This window comes from Streptomyces sp. NRRL S-31, assembly GCF_000718775.1.
In the GTDB taxonomy this organism is placed as follows: Bacteria; Actinomycetota; Actinomycetes; order Streptomycetales; family Streptomycetaceae; genus Streptomyces.
Genome location: NZ_JOCB01000004.1, coordinates 1 through 20,415, shown reverse-complemented (window position 1 = coordinate 20,415; position 20,415 = coordinate 1). Strand labels below are relative to the sequence as shown.

Sequence of the window (20,415 nt, the reverse complement as noted above, 5' to 3'; positions counted from 1 at the left end):
TCACTCCGCCTGGAGCACCAGCAGGGCGAGGTCGTCCTCGGGGGCGCCGCCGCCGAAGTCGTGCACCAGACGGCGGATCGTCGCGGCGATCCGCTCGGCGTCGAGGCCGGCACAGCCGGCGAGGGCGCGGGCCAGCCCGTCGCCGTCGTCGAACTGGCGGGAGCCGGAGCGCCGCTCGGTGACCCCGTCGGTGACGCACAGCAGGCTGTCGCCGGACCGCAGCTCCACGGTCTCGCTGGTGTACGTCTCGTCCTCCACGACGCCGAGCAGGGTCTGCGGGTGGGCGGCGGTGCGCACGGTGCCGTCGGGGCCGAGGACCAGCGGCAGCGGGTGGCCGGCCGAGGCGAGGGTGCAGCGGACCCCGCCGTCGTGTGGTGTCAGCTCGCCGTACAGGAGGGAGAGGAAGCGGGTCTGCGGGCCGTCCCCGGAGGCCAGGGGGTGCGCCCCGGCGGCGACCAGGGCGCGGGCGGCGGCGTCGGCGGCCTCGGTGGCGTCGTCCAGGAGGAGCTGGTTCAGGCGGTCCAGGACGTCGGCGATGCCGTACCCCTCGCGGGCGAGGAGGCGCAGCCAGGGGCGGGCCAGGCCGATCACCACGGCCGCCTCCGGGCCCTTGCCCTGGACGTCGCCGACGGCGAAGCACCAGCGGCCGTCGCCCGCCGGGAACAGGTCGTAGAAGTCGCCGCTCGGGCCGCCCTTGTCGCAGGGTTCGTATACGAGCGCGCTGCGCATGCCGGGGATCTCGGCGACCGCGCCGGGCAGCAGGCCGCGCTGGAGGACGGCGCTGATGGTGGCCTGGCGGGCGTACTGGCGGGCCGCGCCGATGGCCAGCGCGACCCGGCGGCCGAGGTCCTCGACCAGCCCGGTGATCTCGTCGGGGAAGCCCGCCGGGCCGCACCGGCCGATGACCAGCGTGCCGAGCGGCCGGCCTCCGGCGACCAGCCGGTACGACAGCGCCGTGCCGTGCGCGCCCCGCGGGCCGAGCGCGTGCCCGGGCCAGGGGTAGGGCTCGGGGCCGGAACGCAGTCCGTCCGGCGGGCCCGGGGGCTCCTTCTCGAGCGCGCACCGCAGCTCCTCGATGCGGGCCTCGCTGGCGTGCCAGACCCGGGCGGGTCCGTCGCGGGCGCCGCCGCGCACGGACGCCTCGTCCTCCAGCCAGACCGCGCACCAGTCGGCGAGCCGGGGCACGATCAGCTGGCCGGTGAGCGCGGTGACCAGGTTCTCGTCGAGTTGTCCGGCGAGCAGGTCGGATGCCTCGGCGAGGAAGGAGAGCGCGCCCCGGCCGAGCCAGTCCCGGTCGCCGTCGGCGCGGGGCGGCTGCGGGGCGAGGTCCTCGGCGACCTCCAGGGCGGGGTCCGGCGCGGGTCCGTCCGGGGCGTCGCTGCCGCCGGGGGGCAGCCGGGCCCAGACGGTCTTGGCGCCGACGCGGTAGGTGACGCCCCAGGACTCGGCGAGCGTGGCGACGAGGCGCAGGCCGCGCCCGTACTCCGCGGTGTCGTACGGCCCCTCGCCGGCCAGGGCGTCGCGCGGGGCGCGGGAGGGGTGCCGGTCCCGCACCTCGATCACGAACGCGCCGGTGTCCTCCAGCAGCCAGTCGACCCGCACCTCGGTGCCGGCGTGCACGACGGCGTTGGTGACCAGCTCGCTCACCACGGCCAGGGCGTCGTCGGCCAGCCGTGGCGGAACCGCGGGCCCCCCGTCGAGCGCGGCCCGCACCAGCGCGCGGGCCGACGCCGGGGCGAGGGGGCTGCCGGGCAGCGTGGCCCGCCCCCGCGTGCCGGGCCCGGGCTCGCTCTCCCGCTGGGTCGGTATGGCCGCCGTGTCCATGGCGCCACGATGACAGAGCGGGGGCGCTCATAAGCGTGGAGTCAGTGAAGTGGGCAGAAATCGCATGCTTTCGAGCGCCGATGAGCGCAATCTCCCAGGGGGCGTACGCGGGCGTGTGCGATCCGCGCGGTCCGACGCGCGGGCGCGGAACGGCGCGCGCGTCCCGGCGGTCCGGCCGCCCCCGGGGAGGGGCGGGGAGAGGGGAACAGGGAGAGGGGGAGCGCCAAGGAACTCCGAGGAATCCCGAGGAATCCCGAGGAACTACGCCTCCCGCGTGCCGGCGTACATCTCGTCGATGAGGTGCCTGTACTCGCGCTCCACCACCGGCCGCTTCAGCTTCAGGCTCGGCGTGATCTCGCCGTGCTCCACGTCCAGGTCCCGCGGCAGCAGCCGGAACTTCTTGATGGTCTGCCAGCGCTGGAGCCCGGTGTTGAGCTGCCGCACGTACCCGTCGACCATCTCCACGGTCTGCGGCGCGGCGACGATCTCCGCGTACGGCCTGCCCTCCAGCCCGTTCTCCTTCGCCCACTCCAGGAGCGCCGGCTCGTCCAGGGCGATGAGGGCGGTGCAGTAGTTACGGTCGGCGCCGTGCACGAGGATGTTGGACACGTACGGGCACACCGCCTTGAACTGGCCCTCGACCTCGGCCGGGGCGACGTACTTGCCGCCGGAGGTCTTGATGAGGTCCTTCTTGCGGTCGGTGATCCGCAGGTAGCCGTCGGGCGACAGCTCGCCGATGTCTCCGGTGTGGAACCAGCCGTCGGACTCCAGCACCTCGGCGGTCTTCTCGGGCTGCTGGTGGTAGCCCTGCATGATGCCGGGGCCGCGCAGCAGGATCTCGCCGTCGTCGGCGATGCGGACCTCGGTGCCGGGCAGCGGCTTGCCGACCGTGCCGGTGCGGTAGGCCTCGCCCGGATTGACGAAGGAGGCCGCGGAGGTCTCGGTGAGACCGTAGCCCTCCAGGATGTGGATGCCGGCCCCGGCGAAGAAGTAGCCGATCTCCGGCGAGAGCGCGGAGGCACCGGAGACACAGGCGCGCAGCCGGCCGCCGAAGGCCTCGCGGAGCTTGGCGTAGACGAGGCCGTCGGCGACCTTGTGCTTGGCCGCGAGCCCGAAGGGCGCCGAGGCGGTGCCGGTGCGGCGGAAGTTGTCCTGGGTGACCTTGGCGTACTCGCGGGCGACCTCGGCGGCCCACTGGAAGATCCTGTACTTGGCCGCGCCGCCCTCGCGGGCCTTGGCCGCCACGCCGTTGTAGACCTTCTCGAAGATGCGCGGCACGGCCGCCATGTACGTCGGCCGCACCACCGGCAGATTCTCGATGATCTTGTCGACGCGGCCGTCCACGGCGGTGACGTGCCCGACCTCGATCTGCCCTGAGGTCAGCACCTTGCCGAAGACGTGCGCCAGCGGCAGCCACAGGTACTGCACGTCCTCCATGGTGACCAGGCCGGTCGCGGCGATCGCCTTCGCCATGTACGCCCAGTTGTCGTGCGGCAGGCGCACGCCCTTGGGGCGGCCGGTGGTTCCCGAGGTGTAGATGAGGGTGGCGAGCTGCTCCCCGGTGATCGCGCCGACCTTCTCCTTGATCAGCTGCGGGTGCTGCTCCAGGTAGGCGGCGCCGCGCCGCTCCAGCTCGGCGAGGGTGGTCACCCGGTCATCGGTCTCCACGCCGGCCGGGTCGATCACCACGACCTTGGTCAGGGCGGGCAGCTCGGCGCGCTTCTCCACGGCCTTGGCGAGCTGCGCCGCGTCCTCGGCGATCAGTACGCGGCTCTCGGAGTCGGCGAGGATGAACGCGGACTCGTCGGCGTTGGTCTGCGGGTAGACCGTGGTGGTGGCGCCGCCGGCGCACATGATCCCGAGGTCGGCGAGGATCCACTCCACACGGGTGGAGGAGGCGAGCGCCACCCGCTGCTCGGGCTCGATGCCCAGTTCGATGAGCCCGGCGGCGATGGCGTACACCCGGTCGGCCGCCTCCGCCCAGCTGAGCGACTTCCAGTCGTCGGGGCCCTGGCCCGCGGCCGGCGGGACCGGGTAGCGGTAGGCCTCGGCGTCCGGTGTCGCCGCCACGCGCTCCAGGAAGAGGGCCGCCACGGACGGCGGACGGTTCTCGATCAGGGTCTGTGTGTCGCTCACGACATCCTCCGGGGCCCGCGACGGTGCGGCTGACTCGGTGCGGCTGGATTGACTCACTGTGGGGGTTCGGGCTGTTGTTTAACTCACCAGTAACTAGCGAGCAGGGATCAGGGTAAGGGGCGACCGCCCGCTGCGTAAGGGGCTTCGGCCTGTCACTTTCCACGCTTCGCGGCCCGGCGAACGCGCGGGGGCCCGCCGCGCTCGCGCACGACGGGCCCCCACATGTCCGGTTTGCCGACGTAACCGGTCGTTACCCCCGGTCACTTCTTGCTCTTGCCCGACCCCGCGCTGTCATCGCTGGACAGCACCGCGATGAAGGCCTCCTGCGGAACCTCCACGGAACCCACCATCTTCATCCGCTTCTTGCCTTCCTTCTGCTTCTCCAGCAGCTTCCGCTTACGGGAGATGTCACCGCCGTAGCACTTGGCGAGGACGTCCTTGCGGATGGCGCGGATGGTCTCGCGGGCGATCACCCGGGAGCCGATGGCGGCCTGCACCGGCACCTCGAAGGCCTGCCGCGGGATCAGCTCCTTGAGCTTGGCGACGAGCCGCACGCCGTACGCGTACGCCTGGTCCTTGTGGGTGATCGCCGAGAAGGCGTCCACCTTGTCGCCGTGCAGCAGGATGTCGACCTTGACCAGGGAGCTGGTCTGCTCGCCCGTGGGCTCGTAGTCCAGCGAGGCGTAGCCGCGGGTCTTGGACTTCAGCTGGTCGAAGAAGTCGAAGACGATCTCCGCGAGCGGCAGCGTGTAGCGGATCTCGACGCGGTCCTCCGAGAGGTAGTCCATGCCGAGCAGGGTGCCGCGCCGGGTCTGGCACAGCTCCATGATCGAACCGATGAACTCGGTGGGCGCGAGGATGGTGGCCCGCACGACCGGCTCGTAGACGTCGTTGATCTTGCCTTCGGGGAACTCGCTCGGGTTGGTGACCGTGTGCTCGCTGCCGTCCTCCATGACCACGCGGTAGACCACGTTGGGGGCGGTGGCGATCAGGTCGAGCCCGAACTCGCGCTCCAGACGCTCCCGGATCACGTCCAGGTGCAGCAGGCCGAGGAAGCCGACGCGGAAGCCGAAGCCGAGGGCCGCGGAGGTCTCCGGCTCGTAGACCAGGGCGGCGTCGTTGAGCTGGAGCTTGTCCAGGGCCTCGCGCAGCTCCGGGTAGTCCGAGCCGTCCAGCGGATACAGACCGGAGAAGACCATCGGCTTCGGGTCCTTGTAGCCGCCGAGCGCCTCGGTGGCGCCCTTCTGCTGGCTGGTGACCGTGTCACCGACCTTGGACTGCCGGACGTCCTTCACACCGGTGATGAGGTATCCCACCTCACCGACGCCGAGGCCGTCCGCCGGCAGCATCTCCGGCGAGCTGACGCCGATCTCCAGCAGCTCGTGGGTGGCACCGGTCGACATCATCTTGATGCGCTCGCGTTTGTTGAGCTGGCCGTCGATGACACGGACGTACGTCACGACACCGCGGTAGGAGTCGTAGACCGAGTCGAAGATCATCGCGCGGGCGGGCGCGTCGGCGACCCCGACCGGCGCCGGGATCTCCTTGACGACCTTGTTCAGCAGCGCGTCCACGCCGAGACCGGTCTTCGCGGAGACCTTGAGCACGTCCTCCGGCTCGCAGCCGACCAGGTTCGCCAGTTCCTCGGCGAACTTCTCCGGCTGCGCGGCCGGCAGGTCGATCTTGTTCAGCACCGGGATGATCGTGAGGTCGTTCTCCATCGCCAGGTAGAGGTTGGCGAGGGTCTGCGCCTCGATGCCCTGGGCGGCGTCGACCAGGAGGATGGTCCCCTCGCAGGCGGCCAGCGACCGCGAGACCTCGTAGGTGAAGTCGACGTGCCCCGGGGTGTCGATCATGTTGAGGATGTGGGTCGTGCCCTGGTCGGGGCCCTCGGTCGGGGCCCAGGGCAGCCGCACCGCCTGGGACTTGATCGTGATGCCGCGCTCGCGCTCGATGTCCATCCGGTCGAGGTACTGAGCACGCATCTGCCGCTGCTCGACCACACCGGTCAGCTGGAGCATCCGGTCGGCGAGCGTGGACTTGCCGTGGTCGATGTGCGCGATGATGCAGAAATTGCGGATCAGAGCCGGGGCGGTACGGCTCGGCTCGGGCACATGGTTAGGGGTCGCGGGCACGCAGGGTCCTGTCTCTTGAGGCGCCTTATGCCTCGGGTCGGATCGTTACGTAGTCTCCATGGTCCCACGGGGAGGGACCGGGGGCCGTTTTGGGCCGTCCGGAGGGCCACTGGTACTGTAGATGGCTGTGCCTCATGCCCTCTCAGCACGAGGCACGACAGGAAATTTTGGATCACCGGCACGGGACCCGCGCGGCCCCGTGCCTGAACCTGAAAAGGCTCCTTCGTGGCGAACATCAAGTCCCAGATCAAGCGGATCAAGACCAACGAGAAGGCTCGGCTGCGCAACAAGGCCGTCAAGTCCTCCCTGAAGACCGCGATCCGCAAGGCCCGCGAGGCCGCCGCCGCCGGCGACGCCGAGAAGGCCACCGAGCTCCAGCGCGCTGCCGCGCGTGCGCTCGACAAGGCCGTCTCGAAGGGCGTCATCCACAAGAACCAGGCCGCCAACAAGAAGTCGGCGCTTGCTTCCAAGGTCGCGTCCCTCAAGGGCTGAACTCCTTTCTGATCTGACCGCCGGAAGGACTCAGAGCGGGCCCTCTCTCATCCGCTCCCGCCCGGCACCCAGGACTCGCACGCGGCCTGCGTTCGCCACGCGGGTGCGAGTCCGCAAGCTCGGTCCGAAGACCTCGGCGCTCCTCCCTTCCCCAGGGCGGGCGCCGGGGTCTTCGGCATGTCGGGAGGTCGGACAGAGGCGCCTTCCCGGCGCGGGTGACGGTGCGGCGCGGGTGACGGTGCGCGGCTACTCGGCGCGACGGGGCTGGGGACCGGGGGCGACCCCCTGACCGGGGCCGGGGCGCCGCCCCGGCCGAAGGCGGAACGGAACCCGGGAACGGCTGTCCGCTATCCGCGCCCGCGTGACCGGGCGGCCCGGGCGATCACCACGACCGCCTTCTCCAGCGCGTACTCGGGGTCGTCGCCGCCGCCCTTCACACCCGCGTCCGCCTCGGCGACCGCCCTGAGCGCCACCGCGACCCCGTCCGGCGTCCAGCCCCGCATCTGCTGGCGCACCCGGTCGATCTTCCACGGCGGCATGCCCAGTTCCCGCGCCAGATCGGCCGGCCGGCCGCCCCGGGCCGAGGACAGCTTGCCGATCGCCCGGACGCCCTGCGCCAGCGCGCTGGTGATCATCACCGGCGCCACGCCCGTCGACAACGACCATCTCAGGGCTTCCAGCGCCTCCGCCGTACGCCCCTCCACCGCCCGGTCGGCGACCGTGAAGCTGGACGCCTCGGCACGCCCGGTGTAGTACCGCCCGACGACCGCCTCGTCGATCGTCCCCTCCACGTCGGCGACCAACTGCGAGACCGCCGAGGCCAGCTCCCGCAGATCGCTCCCGATGGCGTCGCAGAGCGCCTGGCACGCCTCGGGGGTGGCCGACCGTCCGAGCGTGCGGAACTCTCCCCGCACGAAGGCCAGCCGGTCCGCCGGCTTGGTCATCTTCGGGCAGGCCACCTCCCGCGCGCCCGCCTTGCGCGCGGCGTCCAGCAGCCCCTTGCCCTTGGCACCGCCGGCGTGCAGCAGCACGAGCGTGATCTCCTCGGCGGGTGAGCCGAGATACGCCTTCACGTCCTTGACCGTGTCGGCGGACAGGTCCTGCGCGTTGCGTACGACCACGACCTTGCGCTCGGCGAAGAGCGACGGGCTGGTCAGCTCGGCGAGCGTGCCGGGCTGGAGCTGGTCCGGGGTCAGGTCACGTACGTCCGTGTCGGCGTCGGCAGCCTTGGCGGCGGCCACCACCTCCTGCACGGCACGGTCGAGCAGGAGGTCCTCCTGGCCCACGGCAAGGGTCACCGGGGCGAGAGGGTCGTCATTCGCAGTCTTCCTGGCCATCGCTCACAGCATCCCACGCGGCACCGACAACGCGCCGATCCCGGTACCCCGACCGGTCCCGGACCGGCCCCCGAGTCCCGACTCGGGGGTGACGGCTCCTCGCGTCGGGGTCACGGCTCCTCGCGCCAGCCGTCCCACTGCCCCGCGAACGCGTCCAGCTCGGCGGGGTCGAGCCGCTCGCGCTCGTCCCGCAGGACCACCAGCCACTGGGCGTCCTCGGCGTCGTCCTCGCCGGCCAGCGCCTCCCGGACGAGCCGGGGCTCCTCGTCGATCCCGAACCGCTCCCCGAGCGCCTCGGCCACCTCCTGAGCGGCATCGCGGTCGGGCAGCACCAGCACGTGTCTCACATCGCTCACGGGCTCATTCTCCGGCACCCCGCGGAAGCCCGGGACCCCGGCCCGCCCAGCCCGGTGCCCGCGGCCCGGCCGCCGGACCGGATGCCGGACCGGATGCCGTCGGGGCCTCAGCCCTTCGGCACGATCTGCACGTCGAGGTCGACGCGGATGCTCGGCCCGACCACCGCGATGCCCCGCGCCAGCATCGACTGCCAGCTGACCGTGAAGTCGTCCCGGTGCAGTTCGGTGGTGGCCCGGCAGGCGGCCCGCGTCTCGCCCTCCATGCCGTTGCCGAGCCCCAGGTACTCGGTGTCGAGGGTGACCGTGCGGGTCACGCCGTGCAGTGACAGCGCTCCGGTGACCGCCCACCGGCTGCCGCCCTTGTGCGCGAACCGGTCGCCGTAGAACTCCAGCGTCGGGAACCGCCCCACGTCCAGGAAGTCCGACGACCGCAGATGGTCGTCGCGCATCCGGACCCCCGTGTCGATGGACGCCGCGTCGATCACGACGTGCATCGCCGACTGCTCCACGCGCTCGGCGATCCGCACCACCCCGGCGAAGGAGTTGAACCGTCCGTGGATCCGGGCCAGTCCGATGTGCCGCGCGGTGAAGCCGATCGAGGAGTGCAGGGGTTCGACGTCCCAGTCACCCGGCGCCGGCGGCTCCGGCGGCTGGGCAACCTGAAGGGTCACATCGCCCAGCGAGGCGAGGGAGCCCACGCCGACCAGCGCGGTGGCCCGGTACGGCGCGTACCCCTCCGCCGTCACCGCGAGCCGGTACTCCCCCGCCGGCACCGTGGCCACGAACAGGCCGTAGGGGTCCGTCCCGCCGGACACCACCCGGCGGCCCATGGGATCGCTGACCGCCAACTCCGCGCCCATGACCGCCTCGTTGACCGGGTCGACCACCCGGCAGCTGAGCACCCCCGCGTCCGGCGGCGTCCGGACCGCCGCCAGGGGACTCATCCGTTGCATGCGGTTCGTCCGGTTACCCAGCCAGCGGCCGAACATCTACGACACCCCTGTACGCCTCGACATCATCCGTTGCCGAAGGTTTATTCGATCACTGATGCGGCTTTCGAGGCAACACGGACCCACATCACAGGAATCCGGACCATGCGCCGGGACTGGACCGAATTAGTCGCCGGAGTCGGGGTTGCGCACCGCCGGCACCCGGCTCAGCTCGATGCCGAAGCGCTCCCGGTAGACCGTCAGCACCTCCTCGTCCGTCTCCAGCTCCCGCGTCCCGCGCGTGCCGTCCGCCCCGGTCGTCTTCAGCTTCCGCCCGCTGAGCGTGATCCGTCCTCCGTCCCCGGTGACCCGGGAGCAGACCAGCGACCGGGTGAAGTGCGACGACGGCGAGGTGCTGTGCCACCAGGCGCCGGCGGTGAAGTCCCCGAGCACCCGGGGGCGGGTCTCCAGCCGGTACTGCGGCGTGCCGTCCCGCAGCACGTCCAGATCACCGGCGTCCGCTGCGGCACCGCCCCGCACCCCGGCCTCGTACGGACCGGCCTCCACCACCCGGAACACGCCGCCGGGGTCGTCCTGCTCCCCGCGTTCCGCACAGGCCAGCGGGTAGTGGCTGTGCGCCCCGAACCCGACGTCGGCGAGCCAGGTGTCCCCGTCCACCGTCCGCACCCGCAGCGCCAGATGGTCGTAGGGGATGCCGAGCCGCCCCTCGTCGTCGTACACCCGTCCCGCGAGCAGCTCGACCCGGTATCCGAGGGCGGTGAGCAACATGCCGAACGCACCGTTGAGTTCGTAGCAGAAGCCGCCCCGCCGGGCCTCGGTGACCTTCTCCAGCAGCCGCGTCCCGTCCAGCGCGATCTCCTCCCCCAGGTGGACCGACAGGTTCTCGAAGGGGACGGTCCGCAGATGGCGCAGGTGCAACTCGCGCAGCGCCTCGCTGGTGGGCTGCGGCGGGCGGGCGATGCCGAGGCGGCGGAGGTAGGCGTCGATGCGAGCTGATGTCATGGCCCCAGTCTGGGTGCCCGCCGGAGTCCTTCGCCGGGTCCGCACCGCCTTGAGGCCGAACCCTCGCCGCCCAGGTCCCGACGGGCCGTGCCGCCGTCCGTCACGCGGGGTTTCCGGGTCAGCGCTCTCTCGTCACCCGTATCTCCCCGTCGCTCCCTCCGGTTCCGGTGATCACGAGCGACCCGTCCCGGTCGGTGCGCAGGACCGCCGCGCCACCGGCCCGCAGCGCCGCCGTGGTCACCGGCGCCGGATGGCCGTAGGGGTTGTCGGCGCCGACGGAGACGAGGGCCACCCGGGGGGCCGCGAGGCTCATCAGCCGCGGGTCCTGGTAGGCCGAACCGTGGTGGGCCACCTTCAGGACGTCGACTCCGGCCAGATCGGCCGCTGCCGGGGACCGCGACAACGCCTGCTGGGCCGGTGGTTCGAGGTCTCCGAGCAGCAGCAGCCGCAGCCCGCCCGTGCGCACCAGCAGCGCGACACTGGCGTCGTTGGGACCCTCCGGCTCGAAGGGGGCGCCCGGCCCGGCGGGAGGCACCGGCACCGGCGCCGGGAAAGGTGCCCCAGGTCGCGCGCGCCGCGGCGGGGGCCACAGGACCCGCCAGGTGAGCGGTCCGGCACGCCGTTCGTCTCCCGCGACGGCCGTCGTGACCGGGATGTGCCGTTCCGCGGCCTGCCTTCGGACGAACTCCGCCTGGTCCGCGGGTTCCGCGAACCCCGTCGTCTCGATCGCGGCCACCGAGCGGCCCCGCAGGACACCGGGCAGCCCGGCCACGTGGTCGGCGTGGAAGTGCGTGAGGACGAGGAGCGGGACGCGGGTGACGCCCAGCCGGCGCAGGCAGTGGTCGACCAGTTCCGGGTCGGGTCCGGCGTCCACGACCACCCCGGCTCCCTCGCCCGCCGCCAGCACGGTCGCGTCGCCCTGTCCGACGTCGCACATCGCGAACCGCCAGCCCTGCGGCGGCCAGCCCGTGATCATCCGGGTCAGCGGCGCCGGTCGGGTCACGAGCAGCACGACCAGGACTCCGAGCAGTCCGCACCACACCGGACGCCGCAGCAGTCTCCGGCCGGCCAGGAGGACCGCCGCCGTGACCGCCGCCAGTGCCAGCGCCCCCGGCCAGCTCCCCGGCCAGTCCACACCCGCGCCGGGCAGCGCCGCCCCGTACCGGGCGACCCCGGCGATCCACCGGGCCGGCCAGCTCGCACACCAGGCCAGCGCCTCGGCCGCCGGCATCGCCACCGGTGCCGTCGCGAGCGCCGCGAACCCCAGCACCGTGGCCGGGGCCACCGCCACCTCGGCCAGCAGGTTGCAGGGCACCGCCACCAGGCTGACCCGGGCCGACAGCACCGCCACGACGGGCGCGCACACGACCTGCGCCGCGGCGGCCGCCGCCAGCGCCTCGGCGAGCCGCGGCGGCACCCGGCGCCGCCGCAACGCCTCGCTCCAGCCCGGTGCCAGCACCAGCAGCGCGCCGGTGGCCAGCACCGACAGCAGGAAGCCGTAACCGCGGGCCAGCCACGGGTCGTACAGCACCAGCAGCAGGACGGCCGTGGCCAGCGTCGGGACGAGGGAGCGGCGGCGTCCGGTGGCGAGGGCGAGCAGTGCGACCGCGCCGCAGGCAGCGGCCCGCAGGACACTCGGGTCGGGCCGGCAGACGACCACGAAGCCCAGCGTCAGCGCTCCCGCGGCCAGGGCCGTCGCCCGCAGGGAGAGTCCCAGTCGGGGGGCCAGGCCGCGGCGCTCGGCCCGTTGGGCCAGTCCGGGCGGCCCGAGGAGCAGTGCCAGCAGGATGGTGAGGTTGCTCCCGGAGACGGCGAGGGTGTGCGCCAGGTCCGTCTCCTCGAAGGCGTGGTCCAGCTCGGGTGTGATCCGCGAGGTGTCCCCGACGACCAGGCCGGGCAGCAGCGCCCGCGCGTCGGCCGGCAGGTCTTCGGTCGCCTCCCGCAGACCGGCCCGGAGCCGCCCCGCCAGCCGTTGCGGTCCGCTCGGTCCCGCCACGATCCGGGGCGCCGGCCGGCCGCGCACCCGCAGCACGGCCGCTGTCCGGTCGCCGCCCGCGAGCGCGGGTGCCAGCCGTCCGCCGACGCGGAGCCGGGTGGACGGCAGCAACCCGAGCCAGGCGGCCCGTCCTCCCGGCCCGGCCCGGCCCCCCGGCCCGGCCCGTCCGGTGCCGCCCACGGGCGGCTCGGCCCCCTGGTTCCCCTCCGCGCGCCCCTCACCGTGACTGTCCGTGCGCTCCTCAGCTCGCTCCCTCGCGCGACTCTCCGCGTCCCCTTCGGGCGCCGGGACGTCCGGGTCGACGATCAACAGCACGGGCGTCCGGGTCCGCGCACGCCCCCCGTCGGCCGTCTCCACGCTCCGCAGCTCGGCCCGCGCCAGTACCGCCACGGGCGCCGTGTGATCGCCGCGCACCCGTGTCTCGCTCAGCCAGGGGTCGCCGCTCAGCTCGGCCTCGGCGGTGACGGTCGCGAACCGCCGGGCCAGTTCGGGCACCGGCCCGCGCCGCACGTCGGCCCCGTGCAGCCCGGCGGAGACGGCCGCCGCCGCGGAGCAGAGCAGCACCGCGGCGACGGCGGTGCGCGCCCAGCGCGGCTTGGCGCACGCCCCGCGCGGATGAGCGTTCTCCCCGCGGGGATTGGTGGCCTCCTCGCGGGGATTGGTGGCCTCCTCGCGGGGGTTGGCGTGCGTCCACCCGGCCCGGCCGGTCCGCCGCAGGCGTCCCGGTCGCCGTACCGACAGCAGCAGGATCCCGCCGACCAGGCAGGCCGCGACGGCTCCGGCGGTCCAGGCCGCCGGTGTGTCCAACGTGACGGCCGCCGTGCCCCAGGCCGCGAGCGCGGACGGCACCAGGCGCAGGTCCAGGGGGCCGCTCCGGACGGTGTGCGCGGTCCCGTCCGGCTCGGGTCGCGCGCCGGGGCCGGTCACGTCGAGCGCGCGGTTCACGGCCGTACCAGCTCACGCAGATCGGTGAACCGGCGGTCGCCGATGCCGTTGACCTCGCGCAGTTCGTCCACCGAGCGGAAACCGCCGTGCTGGGTGCGGTAGTCGATGATGTGCCGGGCCAGTACCGGACCGACCCCGGGCAGGGTGTCCAGCTGGTCCGCGGTGGCGGTGTTGAGGGAGACCGGCGCGGCCGGGCCGGTGCCGCCGGGGCCGAGGAGCGGTCCGGCCGCCGGGCCGGGCGGTACGGCGGTTCCGCCGGGGGTGCCGACGACGACCTGTTCGCCGTCGACCAGGAAGCGGGCGCGGTTGAGCCCTTCCGTGTCCACGCCCGGCCGGACCCCGCCCGCGGCCCGTAACGCGTCGGCCACCCGGGCACCGGTCGGCAGCCGCCGGATCCCCGGTTCACGGACCTTGCCGCTGACGTCCACGACGATGCCCGCGCCCGGTGTCGCCGACGCGCCCACGGGCGTGCCCGCCGCCGCCTTCTCGTCCTTCTCGGCGAACGACGCGTGCGGACGGACCACTTGGGGCGCGTTCACCGACTGGGTCCGGCCCGACCAGAAGTGCTGTGCGGCGAAGACGGTGGCGGCGACGAGGATCACGGTGAGCGCCACGACTCCTCGCCGTTCGACTCCGTACCGTGCCTGCAACCAGACCGGCATCCGCTCCCGCAACGCCATCCCGGCCCGCGCCCGCCAGTCCACAACCGCAGGTCCGTCCCGCCCGTCCGGCGGCCCCTGCGGCTCCCCCTCCCCCACCGGAACCACCCTCGCCCCCGCCGGACTCTCCGCGACCACCGGCACCACCATCGACGCCGACGCACCGCCCGCCTCAGCCGAGGCCGGGACCGAAGCCGAGGCCGGGGCCGAGGCTGGGGCCGAGGCTGGGGCCGGGGCCGGGGCCGGGGCCGGGGCCGGGGCCGGGACCGGCGGGGCGTTCCCCGATTCCCGCCACTGCACGGCTCGTTCGCCGAAGAGGAGTTCCGCGCGACGGCGCAGTTCCTCCGTCGGCGCGGGCGTGCCGCGGCGAGCACGGCCGTGTCCGGTGGTGCCGCGCTGCCGGGCGCGCCCGTCGGAGGCGGGCCCACGGCCGGGGCCGCTGGTCGGGGTCGCGGTGCGTGTGCGTGATCGAAGTGCCATGCGACGAGGATGGGGCATTCCGCCGCATTGCGATGATCTTGGTGAATTCCCGTGCGTTACCGACCGGTTGTGGAAAACTCCGCCACCCGCACGGGTGAAGCCGGCCGCACTCCGCGCGCCGGGGAAGGCCGCCCGGGGAGTCCGGCTGTCAGCGAGGTGAGACGACCGCGCCCAGCAGGCCGGGGCCGGTGTGCGCGCCGATCACCGCGCCGACCTCGCTGACGTGCAGGTCGGCCAGGCCCGGGACGCGTGCCCGTAGCCGGTCGGCGAGGGCCGCGGCGCGATCGGCGGCGTCGAGGTGGTGGACGGCGATGTCGACCTCCGCGCTGCCCGCCCGTTCCGCGGCCAGCTCCTCGAGGCGCGCGATCGCCTTCGACGCCGTGCGCACCTTCTCGAGCAGCTCGATGCGGCCGTCGTCCAGCTGGAGCAGGGGTTTGACGGCGAGCGCGGACCCCAGCAGGGCCTGCGCGGCGCCGATCCGGCCACCGCGGCGCAGGTAGTCGAGGGTGTCGACGTAGAAGTAGGCGGATGTGCCCGCGGCCCGTTTCTCCGCGGCCGTGACGGCCTCGTCCACCGTGCCGCCGGCCTCCGCCGTCTCGGCCGCGGCGAGCGCGCAGAAGCCGAGCGCCATCGCGACCATGCCGGTGTCCACGACCCGCACGGGCACCGGAGCCTCGCGCGCGGCGAGGGCCGCCGCGTCGTGGGTGCCGGACAGTTCGGCGGAGAGGTGCAGGGAGACGATGCCGCTCGCGCCCGACTCGGCGACCCTGCGGTAGGTCTCCGCGAAGACCTGGGGGCTGGGGCGGGAGGTGGTGACGGAGCGCCGCTTCTGCAGCGCCTGGGCCAGGGAGCGGGTGGAGATCTCGGTGCCCTCTTCGAGGGCTCGGTCACCGAGGACCACGGTCAGCGGGACCGCGGTGATGCCGTGACGCTCCATCGCCCGGGGCGGCAGGTAGGCCGTTGAATCGGTGACGATCGCGACATGGCGGGACATGAGCTGGAGGTTACCTGGCGTAGTGCCCGCTCGGCAGCCCGGCCCCTGTCGCGCGGCCCGGGAGCGGCTCGCTCATGTGGTGCTCTCGGGACGGGGTTTCCTCTGCCAGGGGGCGGTGGGACGCCAAGCCGGCGCGGCGATCGCGTCGGGTTCCCCGGCGGCGCGGGCACCGGACGCCTTCGGCCGGGCCTGTCCCGTGGCCGGGCCGTCGGCGGACGCGTCCGGCCAGGGCGGGGGTGCCTGGCCGGGCTCGCTCCGGGTCCAGTGGCGCAGGGCGCCCGCTTCGATGTCGATCTGGGCGCTGAGGGTGTCCAGGTCGTCCTCCGAGAAGCGGCGGGCGCGGTCGCGGACGGCCCAGCGCAGGGAGTCGGCGGACTGGGTGATCCGCTCGGTGCGGCCGCGGAGTTCGGGCAGGCGCGCGGCGAGAGCGGCGCGGTCCGGCTCGGACTCCAGGCGCTTGAGGTCGGCGTCCAGCTCGTGTCCGTGCGTGCTGAGGCGTTCGAAGAGGCCGAGGGACTCCTTCAGGGACTCGTCCTCGGCCACGCCCGCGTGCAGCGCGTCCTGGGTGGCGCGCATGGAGGTGCGCAGCGCGAGCCGCAGCTGGGCGATCTCGCCGGCCGGTCCGAGCTGGGCGAAGGACTTGGCGCGCAAGGTGTGGTCCTCGACCGTGCGGCGGGCCTGCGCGATCGTCCGGTCCACACCGCGCTTGGCGGCGCCGACGGCCTTGACCGTGGCGTACGCTCCCAGGCCGACGAAGAGCAGGAAGAGCAGGGCGAACACGGTGAGCACTACTTCCATGGCGCTCCTCCTCCGGTCGGTTCGGTGCGCGCGGTCGCGCTCGCCACGCTCCCGCGCTCTCCACGGTAAACGCAACGGGCAGGCCCGAGGTTCCTGAAGAACCCCGAACCTGCCCGTAGGGGACTACCCGGACGCCGTCGGCGTCCCCCGTCCGGTGGTCACACGCTCACGCGGTCACCGGGTCACACGGTCAGCTGCTCACCTGGTCACGCCGGGACGATGTTCACCAGCTTCGGCGCCCGCACGATCACCTTGCGGATGCCCGCGCCGCCCAGCGCCGCGACGACCTTCTCGTCGGCCAGCGCCAGCTTCTCCAGCTCCTCCTCGGAGATGGCGGGCGGCACCTCCAGCCGGGCCTTGACCTTGCCCTTGATCTGCACCACGCAGGTCACGGTCTCGTCCACGACGTAGGCCGGGTCGGCGACCGGGAAGTCCCGGTGGACGACCGAGTCGGTGTGGCCCAGCTTGCGCCACAGCTCCTCGGCGATGTGCGGGGCCAGCGGGGCGACCATCAGCACCAGCGGCTCGGCGACCGAACGCGGCACCGCCGCACCCGCCTTGGTCAGGTGGTTGTTCAGCTCGGTGACCTTGGCGATGGCGGTGTTGAAGCGCAGGCCCTCCAGGTCCTGGCGCACGCCGTCGACGGCCTTGTGCAGGGCGCGCAGGGTCTCGTCGTCCGGCGCCGCCTCGGTGACGGTGACCTCGCCGGTCGTCTCGTCGACGATGTTGCGCCACAACCGCTGGAGCAGCCGGAACTGGCCGACCACCGCGCGCGTGTCCCACGGGCGGGAGACGTCCAGCGGGCCCATCGCCATCTCGTACAGGCGCAGCGTGTCGGCACCGTACTCGGCGGCGATCTCGTCCGGAGTCACCGCGTTCTTCAGCGACTTGCCCATCTTGCCCAGCAGGCGGCTGACCTTCTCGCCCTGGTAGTAGTAGGCGTCGTCGCGCTCCTCGACCTCCGCGGCCGGCACCGCGATGCCCCGGCTGTCGCGGTAGACGTAGGCCTGGATCATGCCCTGGTTGAACAGCTTGTGGAACGGCTCCGCGGAGGAGACGTGCCCCAGGTCGTACAGGACCTTGGACCAGAAGCGCGCGTACAGCAGGTGCAGGACGGCGTGCTCGGCACCGCCGACGTACAGGTCGACACCGCCGTGCGGCTGGCCCTCGCGCGGGCCCATCCAGTACCGCTCGATCTCCGGGTCGACCAGCTCGCGGTCGTTGTGCGGGTCCAGGTACCGGAACTCGTACCAGCAGGAACCGGCCCAGTTGGGCATGGTGTTGGTCTCGCGGCGGTACTTCTTGGGGCCGTCGCCCAGGTCCAGGGTGACGTTGACCCAGTCCTCGTTGCGCGACAGCGGCGTCTCGGGCTGGGTGTCGGCGTCGTCCGGGTCGAAGGTGCGCGGGCGGTAGTCCTCGACCTCGGGCAGCTCCAGCGGCAGCATCGACTCGGGCAGCGCGTGGGCGACGCCGTCCTCGTCGTAGACGATCGGGAAGGGCTCGCCCCAGTAGCGCTGGCGGCTGAACAGCCAGTCGCGCAGCCGGAAGTTGACGGTGCCCTCGCCGATGCCCGCGGCGGTCAGCCACTCGGTGACGCGGGCCTTGGCCTCGGCGACGCCCAGGCCGTTCAGCCGTACGTCGTCGCTGTCGGAGTTGACGATCTTCGCGTCGTAGGAGACGAAGGCGTCGTCCCAGGTGGACGGGTCGGTGCCACGGCCGTCGGTCGGCTCGACCACGCAGCGGATGGGCAGCTCGAAGGCGCGCGCGAAGGCGAAGTCGCGGGTGTCGTGCCCCGGGACGGCCATGATCGCGCCGGTGCCGTAGCCCATCAGGACGTAGTCGGCGATGAAGACGGGGACCCGCTCGCCGTTGACCGGGTTGGTCGCGAACGCGCCGGTGAAGACGCCGGTCTTGTCCTTGGCCTCGGCCTGGCGCTCCACGTCCGACTTGGAGGCGGCCTGCGCGCGGTAGGCGGCGACGGCCTCGGCCGGGGTGGCGTGGCCGCCGGTCCACACCTCGTGCGTGCCCTCGGGCCAGGCCGCGGGGGTGAACTTGTCGACCAGCGGGTGCTCGGGCGCCAGCACCATGTAGGTGGCGCCGAACAGGGTGTCCGGGCGGGTGGTGAAGACCGTGATGCGCTCGCCGTCGATCGGGAAGTCGACGCGGGCGCCCTCGCTGCGGCCGATCCAGTTGCGCTGCTGGAGCTTGATGGCCTCGGGCCAGTCCAGCTCCTCCAGGTCCTCCAGCAGCCGGTCGGCGTAGGCGGTGATGCGCATGTTCCACTGGCGCAGCTTGGCCTTGAAGACGGGGAAGTTGCCGCGCTCGGAGCGGCCGTCGGCGGTGACCTCCTCGTTGGCCAGTACGGTGCCCAGGCCGGGGCACCAGTTGACGGGCGACTCGGAGGCGTAGGCCAGGCGGTACTCGCCCAGGACGTCGGAGCGCTCCTGGGCGCTCAGCTCGCCCCACGCGCGCGTGGTGCCCGGAACGGCACGCTCACCGGACTCGAACCGGGCGATCAGCTCGGAGATCGGCCGGGCCCTGCGCGCCTCCTCGTCGTACCAGGAGTCGAAGATCTGGAGGAAGATCCACTGGGTCCACTTGTAGTACTCCGGGTCGATCGTGGCGAACGACCGGCGCTTGTCGTGGCCCAGGCCCAGCCGCCGCAGCTGGGACTTCATGTTGGCGATGGCGGCCTCGGTGGTGATCCGCGGGTGCTCGCCGGTCTGCACGGCGTGCTGCTCGGCGGGCAGGCCGAAGGCGTCGAAGCCCAGGGTGTGCAGGACGTTGTGGCCGGTCATGCGCTGGAACCGGGCGTAGACGTCGGTGGCGATGTAACCCAGCGGGTGGCCGACGTGGAGGCCCGTGCCCGAGGGGTACGGGAACATGTCCATGATGAACTTCTTGGGCCGGGCGACCAGCTCGGCGTCGCCCGCCAGGTCACCCTTGGGGTTCGGCGCCGCGTAGGTGCCGTCGGCGTCCCAGAAGTCCTGCCAGCGTGCCTCGATGTCGGCCGCCATGGCGGCCGTGTAGCGGTGCGGCGCGGCCTCCGCCGACGCGGCGGTGGCGGCAGGGTTCGTCTCGCTCATGATCCTCAAAGCTCCATCGATCGTCTCTGCCTGCGGCTGTGACACTCAAAGAAACGAAAAATCCCCTCGCACAGGAGGGGACGCCGCGCCGATGCCGACCTCACGGCTGAACCGGGGTCGGTACTGATCAGCGCGGCCCGCTAAGCAGAAGGCGTACGGCACGCATGGCGCTAGGGTACCGCAGCCCCTGAGCAAGCGGCCACGCGCTTCCGTACCCCCGGGGGAGACACCGGAGGCCCGCCGGGAGCCGGACGGGGGTCGGCGATCACTTCGCGTAGCGCCCCCGTGGGACACACCGGCAATCAGATTGTGTGTCGACAACAACGCAATAACACGAACCTACGTACTGATCGGTATGACCCCACTTAGAGTGCGGCAGCGGGACCGCTTCCCCGGAACTGCTCGGAGTGCCCCCATGAACGCTCGTCGTCGTACCAGCTCGCTCCCCGCGCCGGGCCGATCGGCCTACGGGGTGGCGTCCGCCGTCGCCCTGCTGCTGATACCCGTGGTGGTGCGGGCGGGCGGCGACCGGTTCCGCGACTTCCTGGACTTCGGCGCGGGCGTGCTGTCCCTCGTCTCGCTGAGCTGCTCGGTGATCTGGGGCCTGCTGGCCCAGGACCGGATCTTCCTGAACACCCGCCAGCGGATCGTCGGCCAGGCGGTGCACCGCACCACCGCGGTCGCCTCGATCGCGTTCCTGCTGCTGCACATCACCACGAAGCTCGCGCTGGACCACACCCGGCTGATCGCGGCGGTCGTTCCCTTCTCCCTCGGCGTCACCGGAATCGGCGGCCTGATCGGACTCGGCTCACTGGCGGGACTGCTGATGGTCTTCGTGGGGATCACCGGGGCCCTGCGCGGCAATTTCGCCACCCCGGCCCCGGTCGCCGCGCGCTGGCGTGCCATGCACATGCTGGCCTATCCGGCCTGGTGCGCGGCGCTGCTGCACGGCCTGTACGCGGGCCGCTCGGCGAAGCCGGTCTTCGTGATGCTCTACAGCCTGTCGCTGCTCGCCGTGATGGGCACCCTCGCGCTGCGCGCCGCCCCGCGCCCGGTCAAGCGCAAGGTCGCCGACCGGCTGGTGGCCCTGACCGGCGGGCCCGGACGGTCCGCGTCCGACGAGCCGGCCGCGAGCCGCTCCCGGACGGCCGAGCCGGCGCGGTCCGGCGTCGGGGACCGGAGGGAGCCGAGGCGTCCGCCGGCCGGCACGGAGGCCCCCTTCCGC

General features: G+C 73.0%; 13 protein-coding genes and 1 pseudogene. 2 read left to right on the top strand and 12 right to left on the bottom strand.

Features of this window, described 5'->3' with window-relative positions; genetic code table 11:
• From IF37_RS0102935 to lepA, 3 genes are all read right to left on the bottom strand, one after another.
• Positions 1-1,824, bottom strand: coding sequence for a SpoIIE family protein phosphatase (locus IF37_RS0102935; protein WP_253915628.1), 1,824 nt, complete (start codon positions 1,822-1,824; stop codon positions 1-3).
• A 261-nt stretch (positions 1,825-2,085) separates the two neighbouring features.
• Entirely contained in the window at positions 2,086-3,960 is a 1,875-nt protein-coding gene (locus IF37_RS0102930; protein ID WP_030735572.1) for a long-chain fatty acid--CoA ligase, read from the bottom strand.
• A 260-nt stretch (positions 3,961-4,220) separates the two neighbouring features.
• Positions 4,221-6,095, bottom strand: coding sequence for a translation elongation factor 4 (gene lepA, locus IF37_RS0102925; protein ID WP_030735569.1), 1,875 nt, complete (start codon positions 6,093-6,095; stop codon positions 4,221-4,223).
• Between the two features lie 225 nt (positions 6,096-6,320).
• Between lepA and rpsT the strand changes: the two genes are divergently transcribed.
• Positions 6,321-6,587, top strand: coding sequence for a 30S ribosomal protein S20 (gene rpsT, locus IF37_RS0102920; RefSeq protein WP_030735567.1), 267 nt, complete (start codon positions 6,321-6,323; stop codon positions 6,585-6,587).
• A 347-nt stretch (positions 6,588-6,934) separates the two neighbouring features.
• On the opposite strand, the gene holA is transcribed toward rpsT, so the two are convergent.
• The 9 genes from holA to leuS form a co-directional block, all read right to left on the bottom strand.
• Positions 6,935-7,924 (bottom strand): DNA polymerase III subunit delta, encoded by a 990-nt coding sequence (gene holA / locus IF37_RS0102915; RefSeq protein WP_030735563.1) that lies wholly within the window; start codon positions 7,922-7,924, stop codon positions 6,935-6,937.
• A 110-nt stretch (positions 7,925-8,034) separates the two neighbouring features.
• Positions 8,035-8,280 carry a hypothetical protein gene (locus IF37_RS0102910; protein WP_030735561.1) on the bottom strand — a complete coding sequence of 82 codons (246 nt, stop codon included), beginning with the start codon at positions 8,278-8,280 and terminating at the stop codon, positions 8,035-8,037.
• Positions 8,281-8,387: 107 nt separating this feature from the next.
• Positions 8,388-9,269, bottom strand: a complete 882-nt coding sequence (locus IF37_RS0102905; RefSeq protein ID WP_030735558.1) for a YceI family protein — start codon at positions 9,267-9,269, stop codon at positions 8,388-8,390.
• Between the two features lie 126 nt (positions 9,270-9,395).
• Positions 9,396-10,232, bottom strand: coding sequence for an arylamine N-acetyltransferase (locus IF37_RS0102900; protein WP_030735555.1), 837 nt, complete (start codon positions 10,230-10,232; stop codon positions 9,396-9,398).
• 118 nt (positions 10,233-10,350) lie between these two features.
• Positions 10,351-13,173 (bottom strand): ComEC/Rec2 family competence protein, encoded by a 2,823-nt coding sequence (locus IF37_RS0102895; RefSeq protein ID WP_253915627.1) that lies wholly within the window; start codon positions 13,171-13,173, stop codon positions 10,351-10,353.
• On the bottom strand, positions 13,170-14,312 hold the full coding sequence (locus tag IF37_RS41460; protein ID WP_079165525.1) for a ComEA family DNA-binding protein: 1,143 nt from the start codon (positions 14,310-14,312) through the stop codon (positions 13,170-13,172). Before IF37_RS41460 ends, IF37_RS0102895 begins: the two co-directional genes overlap by 4 nt.
• A 148-nt stretch (positions 14,313-14,460) precedes the next feature.
• Positions 14,461-15,306 (bottom strand): DegV family protein, encoded by an 846-nt coding sequence (locus IF37_RS0102885; RefSeq protein ID WP_030735547.1) that lies wholly within the window; start codon positions 15,304-15,306, stop codon positions 14,461-14,463.
• Positions 15,307-15,378: 72 nt separating this feature from the next.
• Positions 15,379-16,104: a hypothetical protein gene (locus IF37_RS0102880; RefSeq protein ID WP_030735546.1), complete on the bottom strand. Its 726-nt coding sequence runs from the start codon at positions 16,102-16,104 to the stop codon at positions 15,379-15,381.
• Between the two features lie 206 nt (positions 16,105-16,310).
• Positions 16,311-19,190, bottom strand: a complete 2,880-nt coding sequence (gene leuS, locus IF37_RS0102875; RefSeq protein WP_030735545.1) for a leucine--tRNA ligase — start codon at positions 19,188-19,190, stop codon at positions 16,311-16,313.
• A gap of 415 nt (positions 19,191-19,605) precedes the next feature.
• On the opposite strand from leuS, the pseudogene IF37_RS0102870 reads away from it, so the two are divergent.
• A pseudogene (locus tag IF37_RS0102870) lies at positions 19,606-20,415 on the top strand (cytochrome b/b6 domain-containing protein); the annotation flags it as partial.